Raw genomic sequence first — 22,132 nt, forward strand, 5'->3', positions numbered from 1 at the left:
ACGCGATGCAGGAGTGGGGTCGGGTCCGGCGCGTCGTCGCGTCGACGGTGACGGCGGCACTGGTCGGGACACTCGTCCTGGTCGCGCCCGGCGTGGCGCAGGCGGCGCGGAGCGACCGGCTGATGTCGGACGCCGAACGACGGGCGCACGGTGCGGAGGTCGCAGGCGAGCGCGAGGAGACCGACCCGCTCCCGTCGCGAGACGGCACGATCCCGGTCGACCCGTTGCCGGAGATGCCGGGTGCCGAGGCCGACCCGGCCGCCTGGCCGGAGGCCGCCGCGACGACGCTCGATGCCGGAGCCACCGAGGCGGCGGGCGAGGTGGTCAGCCTGGCCTGGGCCGACCCTGCCGCCGTCGGGGCCACGGAGACCGCCGCGCCCGCGCCGACGGAGACCGCCGACCCGGCTCCCGCCGAGGTCAGCGTCGAGGTGCTGGACCGCGCGGACGCGGAGGACGCGGGCGTCGAGGGCGTCCTGCTCTCCGTCGAGAGCGGCGCCGAGGCGGCCGACGCCCCCGTCGACGTGACCGTCGACTACACCGAGTTCGCCGGCGCGTTCGGTGGCGACTGGGCGTCCCGCCTGCAGCTCGTCGCCCTGCCGGAGTGCGCGCTGACCGACCCCGAGGCGGAGGAGTGCCGCACCCGCACCCCCGTGGAGTCGAGCAACGACCCGGAGGCCGGCACCGTCACCGCGACCGTCGCCCCCGCGTCGGCCCGCGTCATGGCCCTGGCGGCGACGACGTCCGGCTCCACCGGCAACTGGTCCGCGACCCCGCTGTCGCCGTCGGCGTCGTGGCAGGTCTCGGGGCAGACCGGTGACTTCAGCTGGTCCTACCCGATGCGCGTCCCGCCGGTCTCGGGCGGCCCGCAGCCGGACCTGGCCTTCTCCTACTCCTCCGGCTCGCTGGACGGTCGGGTGGCGTCGACCAACAACCAGACCTCCTGGGTCGGCGACGGCTGGAACCTCGACTCGGGCTACGTCGAGCGCAAGTACCAGTCGTGCTTCGACGACATGGGCGCGAACGCCAACAACGCCGGGCACCGGACGGGCGACCAGTGCTGGTTCGGCGACAACGCCACGCTGGTGTTCGGCGGCTCCAGCACCGAGCTCGTCAAGGACGCCACCACCGGCGCCTGGCGGCCGAAGGCGGACGACGGCTCGCGCGTCGAGCGTCTGACCGGCGGCTGGAACGACGACAACGACGGGGAGTACTGGCGCCTCACGACCACCGACGGCACGCAGTACTACTTCGGTCGCGGCAAGCGGTCGGCGGCGGACGCGCTCCAGCTCAACTCCACCTGGTCCGTGCCCGTGTACGGCAACCACCCGGGCGACCCGTGCTACGCCCCCACCTTCGCGGGGTCCTCCTGCACCCAGGCCTGGCGCTGGAACCTCGAGTACGTCGTCGACCCGTCGGGCAACACGCTGACGTACGTCTACGAGAAGGAGACGAACAACTACGGGCGGAACAACAACGAGGCGGTGTCGTCCTACGTCCGCGGCGGCTTCCTGACCCGGATCGAGTACGGCCAGCGCGCCGGCGCCGAGTCGGCGTCGCCCGCCCCGGCGCGGGTCGACTTCACGGTCGCCGAGCGGTGCCTGCCGTCCGGGTCGATCACCTGCGACCCGGCGCAGCTCACCGAGGAGAACGCGAAGTCGTGGCCCGACGTGCCGGCCGACCTCATCTGCTCGTCCGGGTCCAGCTGCGCGGAGCAGACGTCGCCGTCCTTCTTCACCCGCAAGCGCCTGGTCTCCGTGAAGACGCGCGTGCTGGACGGGTCGTCCTACCGGGACGTCGACGCCTGGAACCTCCGGCACACGTTCCCGGACACCGGCGACCGCACCAACGCCGCGCTCTGGCTCGACGGCATCACCCACCAGGGCCTGGCCGGGTCGACGATCACCCTGCCCGAGGTCACGTTCCGCGGCGCCCAGATGGCCAACCGGGTCGACGCCACCGGCGACGCGGGCCCGCCCATGAACCGGTACCGGGTCACCGCCATCGGCTCCGAGTCGGGCGGCACCGTCACGATCAACTACTCCGCGCCCGACTGCGCGCCGGGCAACGTGCCCGGCGCCGCGGACAGCAACACCCGGCGCTGCTTCCCCGTGACCTGGCAGCCCGAGGGCACCGGCCCGGAGATCCAGGAGTACTTCCACAAGTACGTCGTCGACACCGTCGTCGAGAACCCGAACGACGAGGTCAGCCCCGCGGTCGAGACCGCGTACCGGTACGTCGGCGACCCGGCGTGGCACTACGACGACAACCCGCTCGCGCCGCCCGCGCACCGCACGTGGAGCGAGTGGCGCGGCTACGGCACCGTCGACGTCCTGACGGGCTCGCCGCTCGAGCAGCGCTCCCACGAGCGCACCCGGTACTTCCGGGGCATGGACGGTGACCGGCTGGCCGGCGGCGGGACCCGGCAGGTCGCGGTCGACGGCATCCCGGACCAGGAGCGGCTGAACGGTTTCGTCCGCGAGGAGATCACCTACGACGGCGTGGACGGCCCCGAGGTCGGCGGGTCGATCACGACGCCGTGGGTGTCCGGTCCGACCGCGGTCGGCGCCGACGGCGCCCGCGCGACGTTCCTCGAGCCCGCATCGGTCGAGGAGCGCACCGCCGCCCCCGCGCTCCCGGGCGGCGTGCGGACCACGAGGACCGTCACGTCCTACGACGGCACGTACGGGATGGTCACGCAGGTCGACGACCAGGGCGACGTGTCGACCGCCGCCGACGACCGCTGCACCCGCGTCGAGTACGCCCGCAACACGGCGGCCCACGTGGTCGCCACGGTGCGCCGCAGCGAGACCGTCTCCGTGGCGTGCGCGGCCACGCCCACCCGCCCCGGCCAGGTCGTCGCCGACGAGCGCACCCTCTACGACGGCGGCGCGTTCGGCGCGGCACCGACCCGCGGGCTGCCGTCGGCCACCCAGGTCCTCTCGGCCTACTCCGGCACGACGCCCACGTACGCCACGACGTCCACCACCACGTACGACGCGCTGGGCCGCCCGACGGTCGCCACGGACGCGATGGGTCGCGCCTCGACGACCGCCTACACCGGCACGGCCGGCATGGTCACGGGGACCACCGTCACCGCGCCCGACCCGGACGGTGCCGGCGCGCTGACCGCAGCCGTGACCAAGGTCGACCTCGACCCGGCCTGGGGCTCGACCGTCAAGGTCACCGACCCCAACGGCAAGGTCACGTCGGCGACCTTCGACGCGCTGGGCCGGACCACGGCCGTCTGGCACCCCGGGCGCGCGCAGGGCAGCAAGAGCGCCCACGTGACCTACGGGTACACGATCTCGAAGACCGCCCCGAACACGGTCACGACCTCCACGCTCACCGCCGGCGAGACGTACCTGACGAGCGTCGAGCTCTACGACGGGATGCTGCGGCCCCGCCAGACGCAGTCGCCGTCGGCGGCGCGGGACACGCCCGGCCGCCTCGTGACGGACACCTACTACGACAGCCGCGGCAACACGGCCAAGACGCACGGCGCCTGGTTCACGAACGGCGCGCCCGCCACCACCCTCGTCGTCTCCTCGACCGCGGTGCCGCAGCGCACGCGCTTCGTCTACGACGGCGCCGGCCGGGAGACCGTCCAGATCACGGACGTGGGCGAGAAGGAGGTCTGGCGCACCACCACCAGCTACGGAGGCGACCGCGTCAGCGTCGACCCGCCGGCCGGGGGCACGCCGCAGACCACGATCACCGACGCGCGCGGCCAGACGACCGAGCTGCGCCAGTACCTCGGAGCGACGCCCTCGGGCACGTACCGGTCGTCGACGTACGGCTACGACAAGGCCGGCAACCTGACGTCGGTCAAGGACGCCACCGGGAACACCTGGACGTACGCGTACGACCTGCGCGGCCGGCAGACCTCGGCGACCGACCCCGACAAGGGCGCGACGACGACCACGTACGACGACGCGGGCCTCATGCAGACCAGCAAGGACGCGCGCGGCACCACGCTGTACTACGTCCGCGACCAGCTCGGCCGGCAGACCGAGCTCCGCGAGACCAGCGCGACCGGCGCCCTGCGGGCCAAGTGGTCCTACGACACCCTGCAGAAGGGGCAGCTCACGTCGTCGACGCGGTACAGCGGCACCGCCGCGTACGTCACCGCGGTGACCGGCTACGACGACGCCTCCCGGCCGCTCGGCGCCTCCGTGACCCTGCCGAGCACCGAGGGAGCGCTGGCCGGCACGTACACGACCAGCTACACCTACACGGCCGACGGCCAGGTGCAGACGGTGAAGCTGCCCGCCGGCGGAGGCCTGAACGCGGAGACGGTCACCACCCGGTACGACGCCCTCTCGCAGCCCGAGTGGATGTCCGGCGGGCTCGGCTGGGGCGTGTACGTCGCGGGCTCGCTCTACGACGTGTACGGCGAGCCGCTGCGCTACGACCTCGGCAACACCTACTCGTTCAAGGTCAACTACGCCTACGAGGAGGGCACGCGCCGGCTGCAGAAGACCTGGGTCGAGCGCGAGGGCGTCGCCGGTCTGGACATGGACCTGACGTACGCGTACGACCAGATGGGCAACCCGACGTCGGTCGTGGACCGGCCGACGGGCAAGGCGGTCGACGCGCAGTGCTTCGCGTACGACGGTCTGCGCCAGCTGACGTCCGCGTGGACGCCGGCCGACGCGAACTGCGGCTCGACCCGCTCAGTCGCGACGCTCGGCGGCCCCGCCCCGTACTGGATCGACTACACGCTCGACGCCGCGGGCAACCGCACGAGCGAGGTCGTGCACACCGCCGGTGGCGACACGACGCGCACGTACGCGTACCCCGCGGCCGGTGCGGCCCGTCCGCACGCCGTCACGGCGGTCACCCAGGCCGGCGCGGGCGGTGCGGCCACCAGCTCCTACGCCTACGACGCCGCGGGCAACACCACGACCCGCAACGTCGCCGGCGCGGCCGGGCAGACCCTCAAGTGGGACGCCGAGGGCCGGCTCGAGTCGATCACGCAGGGCACGACCACCGTCATGCAGGCGCTCTACACCGCCGACGGCGACCGGCTCATCCGCCGCCAGGGCGGCGTGACGACCGTCTACCTGCCCGGCGGCCAGGAGCTCAGCCTCACCACCGCGACCAAGGTCGTGAAGGGCACGCGCTACTACTCGTTCGACGGGCAGAACATCGCCATGCGGACGGGGATGTCGGGGTCCACCGTCAGCTCCCTCGTGGCGGACCCGCACCAGACGGCGACCATCTCGATCGCCAACACCACCAAGGCCGTGACCCAGCGGCGGACCGACCCCTACGGCAACGCCCGCGGGACCGCCACGGGGACCTGGCCGGGGGACCGCGGCTTCCTGAACAAGGTGCAGGACTCCAGCGGACTCACGCAGGTCGGGGCGCGGTACTACGACGCGAAGATCGGCCGGTTCATCTCGGTCGACCCGGTGTTCGACATGGCGAGCCCGCAGCAGTGGGGGGCGTACTCGTACGCCGACAACAACCCGGTGTCCTTCTCCGACCCGACGGGTCTGCTGTCCCTCGGGAAGATGTGGAGCTCGGCCAAGAAGAAGGCCAGCTCCGCGTGGAAGTCGACGACGCGGTTCGTGAAGAAGTACCAGGCGGAGATCGTCGGCGGTGTCACGGGTGCCGTAGTGACGGGTGGGTGCCTCTTCGTCACCGCCGGTGCGGGAAGCGTCGGCTGTGCGGCCCTCGGTGGCGCGGCAGCGGGCGCTGCGACGAACCTCTGGAGATCGAAGGTCCAGAAGACCCAAGCCTTCTCGTGGGCGTCGCTCGCACGTGACACCGGGATGGGTGCTCTCGCCGGGGCGGCTGGCGGAGTCCTCGGAAAGGTCGCGGCTGCTGCGGCACCTGCGATCAGGCAGGGGGTGGCGGCAGCGGCGGCCCGCGCGTCAGGGGCCGTGACGTCGGGTGCACGCGCTGCAGTCGCGACGGTACGGAGCAGGGTCTCGACAGCGGTTGCTGGAGGGTCGGATCGGGGTTCGATCAATCTCTTTGCCTCGGCTGGCAGGAGTTCGACCGCGGGAGACGTGGCAGCGGCGTCTGGCGACGACTGGGCCAACGTCAGTGGAATCCTGCGGGACGCCGCGCGGGGGAAGGGAAACTTCGGCGTCGGACGGGGAACCGCTGCAGAAGCGCGAGACGCTGGCCAGGCTTGGGTCGGCGACGGAGCACGCCTCGCTAGCGACGGAAAGACCTGGTTGAGCCAAGACGGTCTACGACAGTGGAGACCGCCGTCGTTCAAGCCGAACTGGGGAGGCGGGACCTGGCAGTCGAACTTCGAGTCTCGGTGGGTTCCGCGCGGCCAGTGGCAGACGAATGGCCACCTCGATATCATCGACATGCCATGAGAGCTGAAATCCGATCGATATTCTCCAGTGACGTGGAGGACTTAGCCGAGTTCCGCCCGTCGGATGATTCATTCGCCATTGCGATCAGATTTATCGCCGGCCCAGCTGGCGCCCCCGGCGAGGAATCGTTCGATCTGACGGTCTGTTCCCCGAGCTGGCTCGGGGAACAGACCGTGAACACGAGCGTCTACGACGCTCGACATCATCTCGTCGTGCGAGGCTTCGACTGGGCAGCGATCCGTGGCTACATCGAAGGCCGAGTCGCTCGGTGCGACGGTGAGACGTGGCAGGAAATCGGTCACAAGCTCAGCCGTCTGGGGCACTGGGAGTTCGAGGATTACCCGTGACCGAGACTCATCGGCCCTAGATCGGTCGCAGGAGGCCCAGATCCCGGCAGGCCGGGCAGCGAGAGGTGCACCGTCGTTGGACGACGCCCTGCGCGTGGAGCTCGTCGAGCGACATGCCACCGGTAATGCCACGCTCCCTCCATGACCGGAGACGTCCAGCACGCAGCCGCCCGCGCCGGGGACCACCCGCTCCTCGAGAAGGGTGCCCGCCTCGGCTACGCCGCGAGCGGCGTGCTGCACCTGCTGCTCGCGTGGGTCACGGTCCAGCTCGCGTGGACGTCGGGCGGCGAGCAGGCGGACCAGCAGGGCGCGCTCCAGCAGGTCGCCGGCAACGGGTTCGGTCAGGTGCTGCTCTGGGTGCTCCTGGTCGGCTTCGTGCTGCTCGCGCTGTGGCAGGCGACCGAGGCGATCGCGTGGGGCGAGGCCGCCGACCGCGCCAAGGCCGCGGCGAAGGCTGTCACGTACGCGGTGCTGGCCGCGACCACCGTGTCCGTCCTCACCAGCAGCTCCGGCGGCGGGTCGTCGGGCGGCGCCACCTCCGGGCTGATGTCCTCGGGACTCGGGCGGGTGCTGGTCGGGCTCGTCGGGGTCGGCGTCGTCGCGGTCGCCGGCTACCACGTCGTGAAGGGCTGGAAGGAGAAGTTCCTCGAGGACCTGGAGTCCAGCCCGGCCTCGTGGGTGCGGACCGCCGGCCGCATCGGGTACATCGGCAAGGGCGGGGCGCTCGCGGTCGTCGGGGTGCTGCTCGTGGTCGCCGCGGTGCAGGCGGACCCGGAGAAGGCCGAGGGCCTCGACGCGGCGCTGCACACGCTGGCCGGGCTCCCGTTCGGGGCGGTCCTGCTGACGCTCGTGGCGCTCGGGTTCGCCGCGTACGGGGTGTACGCGTTCGGGCGCTCGCGGCACGCGAAGGTCTGACCGACCCCTTCTCGACGCACGACGGCCGGGTCTACCGTCGGCCGCATGGGCCAGGTCATCGCCTCGGCGACCACGTCGCTCGACGGCTTCATCGCGCGCCCGGACCACGGGATCGACGAGCTGTTCGGCTGGTTCGACGCCGGCGACGTGGTGGTCGAGAACCACGGGGACCTGCCGCCGTTCCGGCTGACCGAGGAGAGCGCCGCGTACTGGCTGGCGTGGCGGGAGTCGCTCGGCGCGCTGGTCGTCGGCCGGGAGCTGTTCGACCTCACCGACGGCTGGGGCGGGAAGCACCCGCTGGGCGTGCCGTACGTGCTGCTGACCCACCGGCCGGTCCGGGACTCCGCGGCGCTGGGGTCGCCCGACCTCGTCGTCATGCACGAGGGGGTCCTGGAGGCGGTCGCCGCCGCGCAGGAGATCGCCGGGGACAAGGTCGTCGGGGTCGCCGCGGGGACGATCGCGTCCCAGGTGCACGCGGCGGGGCTGCTCGACGCGGTGAACGTCGACCTCGTGCCGGTGTTCCTCGGCGAGGGCCGGCCGTACTTCACCGCGCAGGCCGGCGGGCCGGTGCCGCTCGGCGATCCGACGTCGGTCGTGCCGTCCCGCGGCGTGACGCACCTGAGCTTCCCGGTCCCCCGCTGACGTGGCGTGGCCCCCGCGGGCCGAGGTCGTCAGAAGACCGTGAGGTCGTCAGTCGTTCGTGACGACCTCACCCCGATATGACGACCTCGCGGCCCGGCGCCGGACCGTCAGTGCACCCGGTCCACCCGGTGGTGCAGGTGCGCGACGCCGTTCGCGAACCGCTCCAGCCCGAGCAGCTCCAGGTCGACCCGCACGTCCCGGGGCAGCGCGCGCGTGCCGCCGCCGACCAGCACCGGCGACACGAACAGGTGCACCTCGTCCACCAGGCCCGCGCGCAGCGCCTGCCCGGCCAGGTGCGCGCCGCCGATCAGCACGTCGTGCGGCGAGCTGTGCAGCAGCCGCCGCACCGCCTCGGGGTCGAAGGTCGCCTCGACCTGCGTGCGGGTGCTGCGCGGCTCGGTGATCGTCGTCGAGTAGACGACCTTGTGGGCGGCCCGCCAGAGCTGCGCGTACTCCTGGACCGCGGGCGGCTCGTCGGCGGTCGGCATCGTCTCCCACGCGACCATGACGTCGTACAGCCGCCGCCCGTACAGGTACGTGCCGACGTCGCGGTGCAGCTCGTTGACCCGGGTGTGCACCGCCTCGTCCGGCATGCTCCAGTCGAACCGGCCGTCCCGGTCGGCGACGAACCCGTCGAGCGACGTGATCGCGGAGTACACGAGCCTCGCCATGGCCGACCTCCCGGTGTCGGGGCTGGCCCGCGGCGGCGCGGGCCAGGAGACCAGGACAGCACACCGTGTCTCCCCTCGCCCGTAGGGTCGGGGCATGAGCCTCGACATCGGCGTCCTGCTGCCCCGTGACCTGCCCGCCGACCAGGTGCTGCCCTACGCGCGGCGCGCCGACGAGCTCGGGTTCGCCGAGCTGTGGGTGGTTGAGGACCTCGGGTTCCGCGGCGGGATGGCGCAGGCCGCGGCGGCGCTCGCGGTGACCGAGCGGATCCGGGTCGGCGTCGGGATCCTGCCGGCCGGCGCCCGGAACGTCGCGTTCGCGGCGATGGAGGCGGCGACCGTCGCGGAGCTGTTCCCCGGGCGCCTGCACCTCGGCATCGGCCACGGCATGCCCGACTGGATGCGCCAGGTCGGGGCGTGGCCCGCGAGCCCGCTCACCGCGTTCGAGGAGTACGTGACCGCCCTGCGCGCGCTGCTCCGCGGCGAGGAGGTGACCGTCGAGGGCCGGTACGTGCGGCTGGACGGCGTGCGGCTGGAGAGCCCGCCGGCCGAGGTGCCGCCGGTGCTGGCCGGCGTGCGCGGGCCGAAGTCGCTGGCGGCGGCGGGGCGGATCGCGGACGGCACGGTGCTCGCGGAGCCGGTGGGCCCGGAGTACCTCGCGGCGGCGATCGCGCAGATCGGCCACGCGCCCGGGCACCGGCTGGTGGCCTACGAGATCGCCGCGGTCGACCCCGACCCGGCCGCGGCGCGGGAGCGGGTGCGCCCCGCGCTCGCCTGGCTCGGGGACCCGGGCTGGGCGCCGCACATCGAGCCGATGGACTTCGCGGCGGAGTTCCGCGACCTGCGCGAGCGCACGCCCGACCGCGCCGAGTTCGCCGCCGCGCTGCCGGACGCCTGGGTGGACCGGCTGGCCGTCGTGGGGACGCCGGAGCAGGCGCGGGCGCGGCTCGACGGCCTCGCCCTGGCCGGGGCGGACGCGGTGGCGCTCGCCCCGGCCGGGCCGGACCCGCTGGCGTCGCTCGAGGAGCTCGCCGCGGTCCTCTGACGCCGTCGGCCCGTCAGCCGTGCGCGACCCCGGCGACGAACCGGGCGGCGTGCTCCTGCACCGCGGCCACCCGCCGGGCGACCACCGCGGCCGCGTCGGTCCCCGCCTCGGCGATCGTCGGGCGGCGCCGCGCGTTGGCCGAGCAGGCGAAGTCCCGGCAGATCAGGGTGCCGACGGTGTTGCCGTTCCGGCCGGCGGCGCCGGCGAGCCGCGCGACGAACAGCGCGACGTCGTTCGTGGCGATCACGTCCTCGCACCAGGTGCAGACGGCGTTGCGCCGGGTGCCGCCGTCGGCGGCGCGCAGGACGAGGCCGACGAGGCGGTCGTCGACCCGCACGACGACGTAGGCGCGGCGCGGGTTCCGCTCGTCGGTCCAGCCCAGGTAGTCGAGGCGGTCCCAGTCCCGCGCCGCCAGGTCGGCGGGCACGGTGGCCTGGGCCGCGTCGCGGCGGGAGCAGTTGACGAAGGACGCGCGGATCTCGGGGACGGTGACGGGACGCATGGGTGTGCTCGCTCTCGGGGTGTCGGGGGCCGCCCGCGACGTGGACGCGGCAGCCGGGCGCTCCGGCTGCGCCGGGGCTCGGGAGGGAAGCCCGCCGCGGGCGCGCCGACGATGCGCCCGCCCGGCGGGAGGCCGGGGACCGGGGCGGTCAGCGGGGCGCGGCGGGATGCGCCGCGTCACGCAAGGTGGCCGTGGCGGCCGGCCTCGCTCCCTGCGCGCATGCGCTCGCTCCTGTGCTCCCTCGTCCGCGACCCGCGGACCCGACGACCGTCGATCGTGCCGTGCGGCCCCGGCCGGCGTCACGCGCATTTCCCGGACCCGCACCGACCCTGCGATCGCGGACTGCGCGGACGGCCGCCGGCGCAGGCGGATACTGCAGGCTCGGCGACGGGAGGGGTCGGGGTGCGAGGCGGACGGCGCGGGGCGCGGAGAGCGCAGGCGGTGGCGTGGGTCGGGCTGCTCGCGCTGGTCGCGGGCTGCGGAGCGGGCGACGGAGCGGGCGGAGGGACGGCCGCCGGGGCGCCGGGCGACGCCACGGGCGCCGGCAGCACGCAGGCCGCCGAGGTCGTCCACCTGCCCGGCCCGCCCGAGGGGGCAGTGGTCGACTACCAGCTCGGCGGCGGCTACCCGCCCGCGGACGGCGTCGGCGGCGTGGTCCGCGACGTGACCGACGAGCCCGAGCCCGGCCTGTGGTCCGCCTGCTACGTGAACGGGTTCCAGACCCAGCCCGGCGACCGCGACCGGTGGCTGGCCGACCACCCGGACCTGGTGCTGCGCGACGACGGCGGCGACCCCGTCGTCGACGAGGGCTGGCCCGACGAGCTGCTGCTCGACACCTCGACGCCGGGGAACCGGTCGGCGCTCGCGGAGATCGTCGGGGAGCAGGTGCGGGCGTGCGCCGAGCGCGGCTTCGACGCGGTCGAGCTCGACAACCTCGACTCCTGGACCCGGTCGGGCGGGCGGCTCGACGAGGACGGCGCGCTCGACCTGGCGGCGCGGCTGGTGGCGGTCGCGCACGACGCCGGGCTCGCGGCCGGGCAGAAGAACACGCCGCAGCTCGGCACCCGCGGGCGCGACGAGGCCGGCTACGACTTCGCGGTCGCCGAGGAGTGCGCGCAGTACGACGAGTGCGCGGCGTACACCGAGGTCTACGGCGCCGCGGTGCTCGACGTCGAGTACACGGACGAGGGGTTCGCCGCCGCCTGCGCCGACCCCGCCCGGCCGGCGTCGACGGTGCTACGGGACCGCGACCTGAGCCTGCCCGGCGAGGCCGCGTACGTGTACGCGGCCTGCTGACGCGCCCGGCGCACGACGACGGCCCCCCGACCCGGTCGTGGGTCGAGGGGCCGTCGCGGCCTGCGGGCGTCAGCGCTGAGCGCGCGCTCGGCGGGCGACGAGCACGAGGCCGCCGCCGAGGAGGAGCATCAGCCACGCCCCCGCCATCGCGACCGCCGACTGCGCGCCGGTGACCGCGAGCTCCGGGTCGGCCGCCGCGGCCGTGGCGGCGGGCGCCCCGGCCGCCGGGACGGCGAGCTCGACCGGGAGGGTCGCCCACCGGCCGGAGGTGCCGCCCGTCGCGATCACGGTGTGCGCCCCCGCGGGGACGTCAGCCGGGATGTCGGCGAGGAGCCGCGCGACGCCGTCGGCGCCCGCGACCGCCGTGCCCAGGAACACCGGGTCGGAGTGCAGGTAGAACGCGACCGTCTCGCCGGGCACGAAGCCCTCCGCGACGAGCTCCATCTGCTGGCCGGGGGCGGTGGCCGCCTTCGGGCTGTCCAGCGTGGCCGTCGGCAGGGCGCCGGACCGCGCGGGCTCGCCGGCCACGGTGACCGTGATGGTGCGCGTGGCCGCGGCGGCCGTGCTGGTCTCCGGGATCTCGAGCACCAGCGTGTGCGTGCCCGGCGCGAGGACCGGGAGCGTGACCGTGAACCGGCCGTCGGCCGGGACGTCGCCGCGGACCAGCACGGTGTCGCCCTCGCGGACGGTCCAGGTGGTCGGCAGCGGCTTGCCATCCACGGTCACGTCGATGGTGCCTGGGGTGGCGACCGGGACGTCGACGCGCTCCGGCGCCGTGACGACGGCGGCCGGCTTGGTGACGGTCACGGTGCCGGTGCCGGTGGCGGTGCGGTACGGACCCGAGGACCCGGGAGCCGCCAGCGCCGCGAAGCTCCACTGGTGGGAGGTCGGGGCGAACGTGGCGGTCGCGGTCCACCGGCCGAGGCCGAGGTCCGGGACGGTCACCGAGGCGGAGCCCCGGGGGTTCAGGGCGACCTCGCCGAGCACGACGGGCGTGCCGCCGGCCTGCGGGGTCAGCGTGACCTGGACGCCGCCGGCCGGGACCGGGCCACCCTTCGGGCCCGACACCGTGACGGGCACGGTGGCGTCCTTGCCGAGCACGATGGTCGACGAGCCGACGACGACCGTCGGCGTGGCCTGCGCGACGGTGGCCCAGGCGGTGTCGACGACCTCGGAGTAGCCCGCCGCGGTGGCGCGGACCTCGAGCCAGATCTCCTGGCCGAGGTCGCCGTTGCCGGGGGCGAAGGTCGGCTGCTCGGAGCGCAGCGCCCCGTCGACGTACCACTGGTGGACGAACGTGGTGCCCGCCGGCCAGCCGGACGGGACCGACGTGAGCGTGGTGCCCGGGGCGGCGATGCCGTCCGTCGTGCCCGCGATCGTGACGTCGCCGGACATGCTGCCGATGCCGACGACGGGCGCGTTGGTGCTGATGGTGCGCGGCGCGAGCGGGGCGCGCGTGCCCGTGACCTCGGCGTGGATGGCCTTGCCCAGGTCGGCGGGGGTCGGGGTGTAGGTCGGGCCGGTGCCGAGCGTCCTGCCGTCGGCGTCCTTCCAGGCGTACGTGAGGGTCAGGCCCTGCGCCTCGGTCGGCGACCACGGGTTGGTGCCGACGGTCACGGGGGCGCCGACCTGCGGCGTCATGGTGAGGCCGGGCAGGCCCGGGGTGATCGTGGTGATCGGGTCGATGGTGACGGCGCTCGAGGTGGACGCGGCGTACCCCGTGGTCCCGGAGTAGCGCGCGACCACGTTGGTCGGAGCGGTGACGGTCCGGGCGAGCGACGCGGTGCCCTGCGCGAGCGGGACCGACACGTCCTCGCCGTTGACGGTGAAGACGACGTCCCCGGCCGGCGCGCCCGCGACGGATGCGGTGAACGTGACGGTGTCCCCGGCGACAGCCGTGGTGCTGCTCGCCGTGAGCACGGTGGTCGTGGTGACGTCCGGCGTACCGAAGAAGTAGGGCAGCCGGTACATGTGGTGGTTGCTGCCGGAGCTCGACCCGAAGCAGATGACCGAGAGCTGGTACCAGCCCGAGGGGACTGCGCCGTAGTCGACGACGAAGGTGCCGTCGCGGACGTCGATGGTGTCCTCGGTCAGCGTGACGGCGCCGCCCTGCGCGAGGTTGCCCTCGGAGAAGTCGTTGTTCTGCCCTGGGTACAGCCCCCACGAGGCACCTGCGCCTCCGGTGCGACCGCCGCCCGTCATGTCGCAGCGGATGTGGTACGTGGCGGTGCTGCCCAGCGCCTCCTCGCCCGACACGAGGGAGAGGTCGTGCATGTCGGCGGTGGCCGACGTGGCCGGTAGCAGGATCGCGACGAGCGCGACGAGCGTCGTCAGCACGGCCGGGCGGCGCAAGCGGCGCCGAAGGGTGGTGCGTGAGCGTGGCATGGGGGTCCCCGGGTCGGTGAGAGGTCGTGATCGACGCCCTCATCGGCAGCGCTGCCGCCACGGCTCGGGAAAACCGCGAAGACCTTCGTCCGCCTGGGTGCTACCACCCGCACCCAGGCGCCCGACCCCGCCGCGCGCCCGCGAGGCGGGCGTCGTACCGTGACCCGATGGCGATCGGAGACGACTCCGGCCTCGACGACGGCCGGGTGCTGGTGCGCGGGGACCTCGTCGTGGAGGTGCCGGCGCGGTGCGTGCGCGTCGCGGACCGGCCGGTGCCGCTGACCCGCAGCGAGTTCGAGATCCTCGTGGCGCTCGCGGAGCGGGCGGGGCAGCCGGTGTCCAAGGACGAGCTCGCCGTGGCGGTCGCGGTGCACGGGCCGCACGCGGTGCCGACGCCGACGGACTCCGACCGGCGCAGCATCGAGGTCCACATGGCGAACCTGCGCAAGAAGCTCGCCGACGGCTCGGGGGACCGCACCGCGATCAGCACGGTGCGCGGCCTGGGCTACCGGCTCGCGCCCGAGGTGCGGGTGCCGAGCCAGCGCGACGGCTCGGCGGGCTGACCCGCCTCGCCGCCGCGCCGGCCCGGGCGCGGGCGGTGGGTCAGCGGGTGGCGGCGGCGAGCGCGGCGCGCAGGCCCTCGGCGTCGAGCTCGGTGCCGTACGCCGGCGTGTCCCGCTGGAACCGCCAGCCCTCGGACAGCGGCCCGGCGTCGACGACGTCGAAGCCCCAGCGGTCGATGAGCTGGGTGACGACCGCCTTCGCCTCGGCGTCGTCCCCGGCGATGGCCAGCGCACGACGCCCCGGGGTGCCCGCGGGGGTCCCCTTCGAGCCGAGGTCGGCGGCGGTGATGTGGTTGAACGCCTTGACGACGCGGGCGTCGCCCAGGTGGTCCGCCAGCAGCTCCGAGCTGGTGGTGGAGCCGTCGTCGAGCGCGGCGACGTGGCCGTCGCGCTCCCAGTAGTAGTTGTTCGTGTCGATGACGATCTTGCCGGCCAGCGGCTCGGCGGGGACCGACGCGTACGCGTGGAAGGGCACGGTGACGACGACGACGTCCCCGTCCGTCGCGGCCTCCTCCGGGGTGCCGGCGCGCGCGCCGTCCCCGAGGTCGGCCACCAGGTCCACCAGGGTGTGCGGGCCGCGCGAGTTGCTGACGACGGGCGACTGCCCGTGCTCGACGGCCAGGCGGGCGAGCGCGCCGCCGATGTGGCCGGCACCGATGAGTCCGATCGTGGTCATGTGGGGGGCAACGGCCTGAGGACGCCCGTTGTTCCTGGTCAGGTGACCCGGTTCCGCCGTGGGGAAAAACCGTTGGCCCCGGGCGCGGTGCGGACGTACGGTCGAGGCACACGGGAGGGAGGTGGTCCGAGACATGATTTCTTCTTGGACGAGTGAGGTGACTGCCCGCTAGTCGCGGACAGCAGAGTTCGGACGGATTGCGATCCGTTCGCCGCGCCGCCGGCCCGACCGGCCCGCGACGGGCGAATCCCCGCAGTCACCGCAGCCCGTGGGAGCCGCGACCTCGTCCTTCGCGGCAGGGCCTCCAGCAGGGGGCCCGGCCCACGGGCTGTTCCCTGCCCGCGCACGGCCGGGCGCGCGCCCGCGGCCCCGACCCGGTCTCAGCCTCCGAGCCGCTCCCGCAGCCCCGCCCGCACCGCCGGCCACTCCTCGGGCAGCACCGAGAAGTACGCGGTGTCCCCGCGCGTCCCGTCGGGCGCCAGCCGGTGGTTCCGCAGCACGCCCTCGGGCGTCGCGCCGAGCCGGGTGATCGCGGCGACCGAGCGGGCGTTCCGGGTGTCCGCCCGCAGCGCCACCCGCGCGCACCCCCAGGTCTCGAACGCGTGCTCCAGCATGAGCAGCTTGCACGCCGGGTTGTTCGCCGTGCCCCACCACCGCGGGGCGAAGTACGTGTGACCGATCTCGACCCGGGGCACGCGCGGCTCCCAGTCGTAGAACGAGGTGCTGCCGCGGACCTCGCCGGTCGCGGCGTCCAGCGCGGCGAGGGCGAGCCGGCCCGGCGCGCGGCGCGCGGCGTCGATCTCCGCGCGGCAGCCGTCGACGCCGACGGGCAGCGCGGAGGACATCCCGGCCCAGAGGCGCGCGTCGACGAACCCGGCGAGCGCCTCGGCGTGCGCGGGGTCGAGCGGGACGAGGCGGACTCCGTGGCCCTCGAGGGCGAGGTCGTGCAGCACGCGCCGAGCATCGCAGATCCGACCCTTGCGATCCGATGGCTAATGGCATTAGCCTGCGGGCTATGGACATCAACGAGGCACGACGCACGCAGCACCTCGCGCGGCCCGAGGGGAGGGTCGCGTACGACGACGCCGGCACCGGCCCGCTCGTCGTCATGGTCCCCGGCATGGGTGACCTGCGGTCCACCTACGACGAGCTCCGTGCCGCCCTGCTGGCCGCCGGGTACCGGGTGGTCACCACCGACCTGCGCGGCCACGGCGACTCCGACGCCGGGTTCACCACGCACGGCGACGAGGCGACCGCGGGCGACGTGGCCGCCCTGGTCGAGCACCTGGGCGCCGGTCCCGCGGTGCTGGTCGGGAACTCGATGGGGTCGTCGGCGGCCGCCGTGGTCGCGGCCGACCGGCCCGAGCTGGTCCGCGGCCTGGTGCTGCTGGCGCCGTTCCTGCGTGACCCGCAGCTGCCCGGCGCGGTGCGCGCCCTCATGCCGGTCGTCTACCGGGCGATGCTCGCGGCGCCGTGGGGCGCCGCGGCGTGGACGGCCTACTACCGGACGCTCAACAAGGGCTCGCGGTCGCCGCGGCTCGACGCCCACACGGCCGCCATCCGCGCGAGCCTGCGCCGCCCCGGCCACCTCCGGGCCTTCCGCGACCTGACGCTCGCCCTCACGCACGCCCCCGTCGAGGCCCGCGTGCCCCGCATCCAGACGCCGACGCTCGCGGTCGTCGGGGCGCTGGACCCCGACTGGAAGGACCCTGCGGCGGAGCTCGCGTGGATCCGCGAGGCGACCGGCGCCCGCGCGCTGCTGGTCGAGGACGCCGGGCACTACCCGCAGCACCAGACCCCCGAGGTCGTCGCCGAGGCCGTGCTCGCCCTGCTGGCCGAGGTGGCGCCGACGGAGGTCGCCGGTGCCTAGGGCGGGGCTGTCCCGCGAGGCGGTCGTCCGGATCGCCCTCGACCTGGTGGACGCCGGCGGCCCCACCGGGTTCGCGGACCTCACGCTCGCCAAGGTGGCCGCCGAGGCCGGGGTCGCGACGCCGAGCCTGTACAAGCACGTCGGCTCGCTCGCGGCGCTGCGCCGCGAGGTGGCCGTGCTGACGCTGCACGACCTGGCGTCCGCCCTCGTCGACCGCACGCTCGGCCGGTCGGGGCCGGACGCGGTGCGGGCGCTCGCACACGCGATCCGCGACTACGCCCACGCCCACCCCGGCCGGTACGCCGCGGTCCAGACGGCCCCGGACCCGGACGACCCCGACGCCGCCGAGCTGGCCGCCGCGGGCGGACGCACGGTCGACGTGATCGCCGCCGTGCTGCGCGGGTTCGACCTGCCGGAGGAGCGGTCGGTCGACGCCGTGCGCGCCGTCCGGGCGGGGGTGCACGGGTTCGTCGCGCTCGAGCTCGGCGGCGGGTTCCGGCTGCCGCAGGACCTGGACCGCAGCTTCGACGTCCTGGTGGACCTGCTGGTGGCGGGCGTGGCGGCGCTCACGACCGGCGAGGCCGGTCCCGGCGGGCCGGGCGCCGGGGGCGTGCGCGTCTAGGGTGGTCCGCGTGGGAGAGCTGAAGACACCGCGCGAGATCGAGGCCATGCGGGCGGCGGGGTCCTTCGTCGCCCGCGTCCTGAGCAGCCTGCAGGACGTGGCCCGGGTGGGCATGACGCTGAAGGAGCTCGACGCGCACGCGCACCGGATGATCGACGACGCCGGCGCGCACTCGGTCTACCTCGGCTACCACCCGTCGTTCGGCGCGATGCCGTACCCGGGGGTGCTGTGCACGAGCGTCAACGACGCGGCGCTGCACGGGCTGCCGTCGGAGCAGGTGCTCGCGGACGGCGACGTGCTGAGCATCGACTTCGCGGCCCAGGTGAACGGCTGGGTCGCCGACTCCGCGCTCAGCTTCCAGCTCGGCACGCCCGACCCGGACTCGCAGCGGCTGATCCGGGTCACCGAGGAGGCGCTCGCCGCCGGCATCGCGCAGGCCCGCCCGGGCAACCGGATGGGCGACATCTCCGCGGCGATCGGCGAGGTCGGCCGCGCGGCGGGACTCGGCATCAACGCCGACTTCGGCGGGCACGGCGTCGGGCGCACCATGCACGAGGAGCCGCACGTGCCGAACCTCGGCCGGCGCGGCTCCGGGATCAAGCTCAAGGCCGGGCTCGTCATCGCGATCGAGCCGTGGTTCATGGCCGGCGGCGACGGCTACGTCATCGACCCGGACGGCTGGACGATCCGCACCGCCGACGGCTCGCGCGCGGCGCACGCGGAGCACACCGTCGCGATCACCCCCGACGGCCCGCTGGTCCTCACGGCGCGCAAGGGCTGACCGCCCGCGCCCCGCCGCCCCCGCGCACTTCGCGGCCCCCGGACCACGAGCCGTCGCGCGCCCGACGCCGCGCGTTCACCCCGCCGACGCCCCGCGGCCAGCCCGGTCGGTCAGGGTGAGGCGGACGCCCGTCGCGATCGCACGGACGTCAGGACAGGCGGGGGCGGCGCACGCTCGGGGGAGGTCGGGCGCCGCCTCCGCCACTCCGCCCTCCGGCGCCGGCCGCGGCCGCCGGGGCCCAGCCCGTCAGGCGCGCAGGTGCGCCCACTCCTGCGGGTTCAGCGTCAGCCACTCCTGCAGCGACTGCGCCGGGCGGCCCGACAGCCGGCGGACGACCGGAGACGGCGTCGCGAGCTCCCCGCGCGCGATGGCCGTGTACGACGACACCCAGCCGTCGACCTCCCACGGCGCCGCGCCGTACGACTCCCGGGACGCGTACGCCTCCTCGAGCGACTCCGGGTGGTACGTGATGGTCCGCCCGGTCGCGCTGCTGAGCTCCTGCGCCGCCTCGGCGAGCGAGTACGCGCTCGGCCCGGTCACGTCGTACGCGCGGCCGTCGTGCGCGTGGCCGTCCGCGTCGAGCAGCACGGCGGTCGCGACGTCGGCGACGTCGTCGTGCGCGACGGCCGCGACCACCCCGTCGCCCGCCGGCCCGCGGATCACGCCGTCCTCGCCCACGAACCGGACGATCGCGTCGTGGTACAGGCAGTCCCGCAGGAACGTGAACCGCAGCCCGGACGCCCGGATGTGCTCCTCGGTCGCCCAGTGGTCTCGCGCGAACGTGAACGTCGCGTCCGGTGCAGCGCCCATGAACGACAGGTAGACCACCCGCTCGACGCCCGCGTCCACCGCGGCGTCGACGGCCGCGCGGTGCTCGGTCACCCGGTCCGCGGACTCGCGCCCCGAGACGAGGAACACGGTGCGTGCCCCGGCGAACGCCGCGCGCATGGCCTCGACGTCGGCGTAGCCCGGGCTCAGCGCGACCTCCGTCTCGGTGCCGGGCAGGTCGGGCGCGCGGTCGGCGGAGCGGACCACGAGGCGCTGGTGCGCGCCCTCCGCGGCCAGCCGGAACGCGAGCCGTCGGCCGATCCGGCCCGAGGCCCCTGTCACCACGATCAGGTCGTCGTCCATGCGTCTCCTCCGCACACGGGGGCCGGCCCGGGCGCCGGCTGGCAGCGACGGTAGCGCCCGCCGGGCGCCGTGGCGACGGGGGCGTGCCCCAACCCTGACGCCACGTGAGAGTACGATCCGTCTGCATCCCCCACCGACCCGGAACGGATCCCGCGTGCCCGCGACCCCTCAGCCCGCCCCGGCGCCCGCGGCGCCCGTCGTCCCGGAGGCCGACGCCTCCTGGTCCGTGCGCACCGCGCTGCGCTCGCCCGCCCGGCTGCGCACCGAGGTGCTCGGCGGCCTGGTGGTGGCGCTCGCGCTGATCCCCGAGGCGATCTCGTTCTCGATCGTCGCCGGCGTCGACCCCCGGGTCGGGCTGTTCTCGTCGTTCGTGATGGCGGTGTCGCTGGCGTTCCTCGGCGGCCGCCCGGCGATGATCTCCGCGGCCACGGGCGCGGTCGCGCTGGTGGTGGCGCCGGTCGTGCGGGACCACGGTCTGCAGTACCTCCTCGCGACGGTCGTGCTCGGCGGCGTGATCCAGGTGGCGATGGGCGTGCTCGGCGTCGCCCGGCTCATGCGGTTCATCCCGCGGTCGGTCATGGTCGGGTTCGTCAACGCGCTGGCGATCCTGGTGTTCGCCGCGCAGCTGCCGCACCTGGTCGACGTGCCGTGGGCGGTCCACCTGCTGGTCGCGGCCGGCCTGGCGATCATCGCGCTGCTGCCGCGGCTCACCACGGTGGTGCCGGCGCCGCTGGTCGCGATCGTGCTGCTCACCGTCGTGACCGTCGTCGGCGGTCTGGCCGTGCCGCGGGTGCGGGACCAGGGCGAGCTGCCGGACAGCCTGCCCTCGTTCCTGCTGCCCGACGTCCCGCTGAGCCTGGAGACGCTGCGGATCGTCGCGCCGTACGCCGTGGGCCTCGCGCTGGTCGGCCTGCTCGAGTCGCTGATGACCGCGAAGCTCGTCGACGACGTGACGGACACGCACTCGGACAAGACCCGGGAGGCGTGGGGCCAGGGGGCGGCGAACGTGCTGTCGGGGCTGTTCGGCGGCATGGGCGGCTGCGCGATGATCGGCCAGACGATGATCAACGTGAAGGTGTCCGGCGCCCGGACCCGGATCTCCACGTTCCTCGCGGGCGCGTTCCTGCTCCTGCTGGTGGTGGTCCTCGGCGACGTCGTCGGGGCGATCCCGATGGCCGCGCTCGTCGCGGTGATGGTGATGGTCTGCGTCGCGACGTTCGACTGGCACTCGGTCCGGCCGTCGACGCTGGGCCGCATGCCGCTGAGCGAGACCGCGGTGATGCTCGTGACCGTCGCCGTCACGGTGGCCACGCACAACCTGGCGTACGGGGTCGTGTCGGGCGTGCTCGTGGCCACGGTGCTGTTCGCGCGCCGGGTCGCGCACCTGACGACCGTGACCCGGCTGGACGCCGGCGAGGACCCGGGCGTGCGGCGGTACGCCGTGTCCGGCGCGCTGTTCTTCGCGTCGTCCAACGACCTCGTCTACCAGTTCGACTACGACGGCGACCCGCAGCGGGTCGTGATCGACCTGTCGGACGCGCACGTGTGGGACGCCTCGACGGCGGCCACGCTGGACGCCATCACGACCAAGTACGCCGCCAAGGGCAAGACCGCCGAGGTCGTGGGGCTGAACGAGGACAGCGCGCGGCGGCTCGGGCGGCTGGGGCCGGTGCTCGGGGGCGGCGGGCACTGACGCCGGGTGCCGGGCGCCGGGTGCCGGGCGCCGGTGTGAGGATGGGCGGCGGCCCAGGACCACGAGGAGGACGAGGCGTGACGGACGAGCGGTACCGCGTGATGACCGTGTGCACCGGCAACATCTGCCGGTCGCCGATGGCGGAGGTCGTGCTGCGCGCCCGCCTCGAGGACGCCGGCCTGGGCGACCGGGTGGTCGTCGACTCGACCGGCGTCAGCGACGAGGAGCACGGCAACCCGATCGACCGGCGTGCCCGGGCCGCCCTCGCCGCGCGCGGGTACGACGTCCCGCGGCGCGCGGCGCGCCAGGTGCGCGCGGAGGACCTCCGCGACCGGGACCTCGTGCTCGCGATGACGGCGTCGCACGCCCGGGCGCTGCGGCGGATCGCCGGCGACCCGGACCTCGCGGCGCGCGTCGTCATGTTCCGGACGTTCGACCCCGCGGCGCCGCAGGTCGCCGACCAGCGCGACGAGCACCTGCTCGACGTCGACGACCCCTGGTACGGCGGGCCGGAGAACTTCGAGCACTGCCTGGACGAGGTCGAGGCGGCCGCCGACGGCGTGGTCGACGCGGTGCGCGCGGCCGTCGAGCGCGCCGAGACCCACTGATCCGACCGAGACCACCGCACGTGGGCGTGGGCCTCGCCCGGATCAGTGGG

General features: G+C 74.7%; 18 protein-coding genes. 12 read left to right on the forward strand and 6 right to left on the reverse strand.

The window, feature by feature from the left end; translation table 11 throughout:
* Positions 1-5 precede the first annotated feature (5 nt).
* From Cpa01nite_RS01085 to Cpa01nite_RS01100, 4 genes are all read left to right on the forward strand, one after another.
* The gene (locus Cpa01nite_RS01085; RefSeq protein ID WP_203666869.1) at positions 6-6,338 is read left to right on the forward strand and encodes an RHS repeat-associated core domain-containing protein; all 6,333 of its coding nucleotides are present in this window, start codon (positions 6-8) and stop codon (positions 6,336-6,338) included.
* Complete coding sequence (locus Cpa01nite_RS01090; RefSeq protein WP_203666870.1) at positions 6,335-6,685, forward strand: immunity 8 family protein; 351 nt, start codon at positions 6,335-6,337, stop codon at positions 6,683-6,685. Before Cpa01nite_RS01085 ends, Cpa01nite_RS01090 begins: the two co-directional genes overlap by 4 nt.
* 141 nt (positions 6,686-6,826) lie before the next feature.
* Positions 6,827-7,600, forward strand: coding sequence for a DUF1206 domain-containing protein (locus tag Cpa01nite_RS01095; protein WP_203666871.1), 774 nt, complete (start codon positions 6,827-6,829; stop codon positions 7,598-7,600).
* Between the two features lie 45 nt (positions 7,601-7,645).
* The gene (locus Cpa01nite_RS01100; protein ID WP_203666872.1) at positions 7,646-8,242 is read left to right on the forward strand and encodes a dihydrofolate reductase family protein; all 597 of its coding nucleotides are present in this window, start codon (positions 7,646-7,648) and stop codon (positions 8,240-8,242) included.
* A gap of 107 nt (positions 8,243-8,349) precedes the next feature.
* Here Cpa01nite_RS01100 and Cpa01nite_RS01105 read toward each other — a convergent pair whose 3' ends face one another.
* Positions 8,350-8,913 (reverse strand): dihydrofolate reductase family protein, encoded by a 564-nt coding sequence (locus tag Cpa01nite_RS01105; RefSeq protein WP_203666873.1) that lies wholly within the window; start codon positions 8,911-8,913, stop codon positions 8,350-8,352.
* 94 nt (positions 8,914-9,007) lie between these two features.
* Here Cpa01nite_RS01105 and Cpa01nite_RS01110 point away from each other — a divergent pair, with 94 nt between their 5' ends.
* On the forward strand, positions 9,008-9,955 hold the full coding sequence (locus Cpa01nite_RS01110; RefSeq protein WP_203666874.1) for an LLM class flavin-dependent oxidoreductase: 948 nt from the start codon (positions 9,008-9,010) through the stop codon (positions 9,953-9,955).
* A 13-nt stretch (positions 9,956-9,968) separates the two neighbouring features.
* On the opposite strand, the gene Cpa01nite_RS01115 is transcribed toward Cpa01nite_RS01110, so the two are convergent.
* Entirely contained in the window at positions 9,969-10,457 is a 489-nt protein-coding gene (locus Cpa01nite_RS01115) for an FBP domain-containing protein (RefSeq protein WP_203666875.1), read from the reverse strand.
* Between the two features lie 441 nt (positions 10,458-10,898).
* Between Cpa01nite_RS01115 and Cpa01nite_RS01120 the strand changes: the two genes are divergently transcribed.
* Positions 10,899-11,753, forward strand: a complete 855-nt coding sequence (locus Cpa01nite_RS01120) for an endo alpha-1,4 polygalactosaminidase (RefSeq protein WP_239068428.1) — start codon at positions 10,899-10,901, stop codon at positions 11,751-11,753.
* A gap of 69 nt (positions 11,754-11,822) precedes the next feature.
* On the opposite strand, the gene Cpa01nite_RS01125 is transcribed toward Cpa01nite_RS01120, so the two are convergent.
* On the reverse strand, positions 11,823-14,105 hold the full coding sequence (locus Cpa01nite_RS01125) for an Ig-like domain-containing protein (protein ID WP_203666877.1): 2,283 nt from the start codon (positions 14,103-14,105) through the stop codon (positions 11,823-11,825).
* A gap of 200 nt (positions 14,106-14,305) precedes the next feature.
* On the opposite strand from Cpa01nite_RS01125, the gene Cpa01nite_RS01130 reads away from it, so the two are divergent.
* Entirely contained in the window at positions 14,306-14,701 is a 396-nt protein-coding gene (locus Cpa01nite_RS01130; RefSeq protein WP_203666878.1) for a winged helix-turn-helix domain-containing protein, read from the forward strand.
* Positions 14,702-14,741: 40 nt separating this feature from the next.
* On the opposite strand, the gene Cpa01nite_RS01135 is transcribed toward Cpa01nite_RS01130, so the two are convergent.
* Both Cpa01nite_RS01135 and Cpa01nite_RS01140 read right to left on the reverse strand, forming a co-directional pair.
* Entirely contained in the window at positions 14,742-15,377 is a 636-nt protein-coding gene (locus Cpa01nite_RS01135; RefSeq protein WP_203666879.1) for an NADPH-dependent F420 reductase, read from the reverse strand.
* A 380-nt stretch (positions 15,378-15,757) separates the two neighbouring features.
* Entirely contained in the window at positions 15,758-16,330 is a 573-nt protein-coding gene (locus tag Cpa01nite_RS01140) for a GNAT family N-acetyltransferase (protein ID WP_203666880.1), read from the reverse strand.
* 62 nt (positions 16,331-16,392) lie between these two features.
* Here Cpa01nite_RS01140 and Cpa01nite_RS01145 point away from each other — a divergent pair, with 62 nt between their 5' ends.
* Genes Cpa01nite_RS01145 through map form a run of 3 tightly spaced genes read left to right on the forward strand, consistent with a single transcriptional unit; the run spans position 16,393 to position 18,650 of the window.
* A complete protein-coding gene (locus Cpa01nite_RS01145) occupies positions 16,393-17,247 on the forward strand; it encodes an alpha/beta fold hydrolase (protein WP_239068429.1) in 855 nt (284 codons plus the stop codon).
* On the forward strand, positions 17,240-17,869 hold the full coding sequence (locus Cpa01nite_RS01150) for a TetR/AcrR family transcriptional regulator (RefSeq protein ID WP_203666882.1): 630 nt from the start codon (positions 17,240-17,242) through the stop codon (positions 17,867-17,869). Before Cpa01nite_RS01145 ends, Cpa01nite_RS01150 begins: the two co-directional genes overlap by 8 nt.
* Before the next feature lie 10 nt (positions 17,870-17,879).
* Positions 17,880-18,650 (forward strand): type I methionyl aminopeptidase, encoded by a 771-nt coding sequence (gene map / locus Cpa01nite_RS01155; RefSeq protein ID WP_203666883.1) that lies wholly within the window; start codon positions 17,880-17,882, stop codon positions 18,648-18,650.
* Between the two features lie 246 nt (positions 18,651-18,896).
* Here the strand turns inward: map and Cpa01nite_RS01160 are convergent, their stop codons facing one another.
* The gene (locus Cpa01nite_RS01160; RefSeq protein WP_203666884.1) at positions 18,897-19,781 is read right to left on the reverse strand and encodes an SDR family oxidoreductase; all 885 of its coding nucleotides are present in this window, start codon (positions 19,779-19,781) and stop codon (positions 18,897-18,899) included.
* A 154-nt stretch (positions 19,782-19,935) separates the two neighbouring features.
* Between Cpa01nite_RS01160 and Cpa01nite_RS01165 the strand changes: the two genes are divergently transcribed.
* Both Cpa01nite_RS01165 and Cpa01nite_RS01170 read left to right on the forward strand, forming a co-directional pair.
* Positions 19,936-21,474 carry a SulP family inorganic anion transporter gene (locus Cpa01nite_RS01165; RefSeq protein WP_239068430.1) on the forward strand — a complete coding sequence of 513 codons (1,539 nt, stop codon included), beginning with the start codon at positions 19,936-19,938 and terminating at the stop codon, positions 21,472-21,474.
* Between the two features lie 101 nt (positions 21,475-21,575).
* Complete coding sequence (locus Cpa01nite_RS01170) at positions 21,576-22,082, forward strand: low molecular weight protein-tyrosine-phosphatase (protein ID WP_203666930.1); 507 nt, start codon at positions 21,576-21,578, stop codon at positions 22,080-22,082.
* The last annotated feature ends 50 nt before the right edge of the window (positions 22,083-22,132 follow it).

The organism is Cellulomonas pakistanensis, from assembly GCF_016862755.1.
Lineage (GTDB): Bacteria > Actinomycetota > Actinomycetes > Actinomycetales > Cellulomonadaceae > Cellulomonas > Cellulomonas pakistanensis.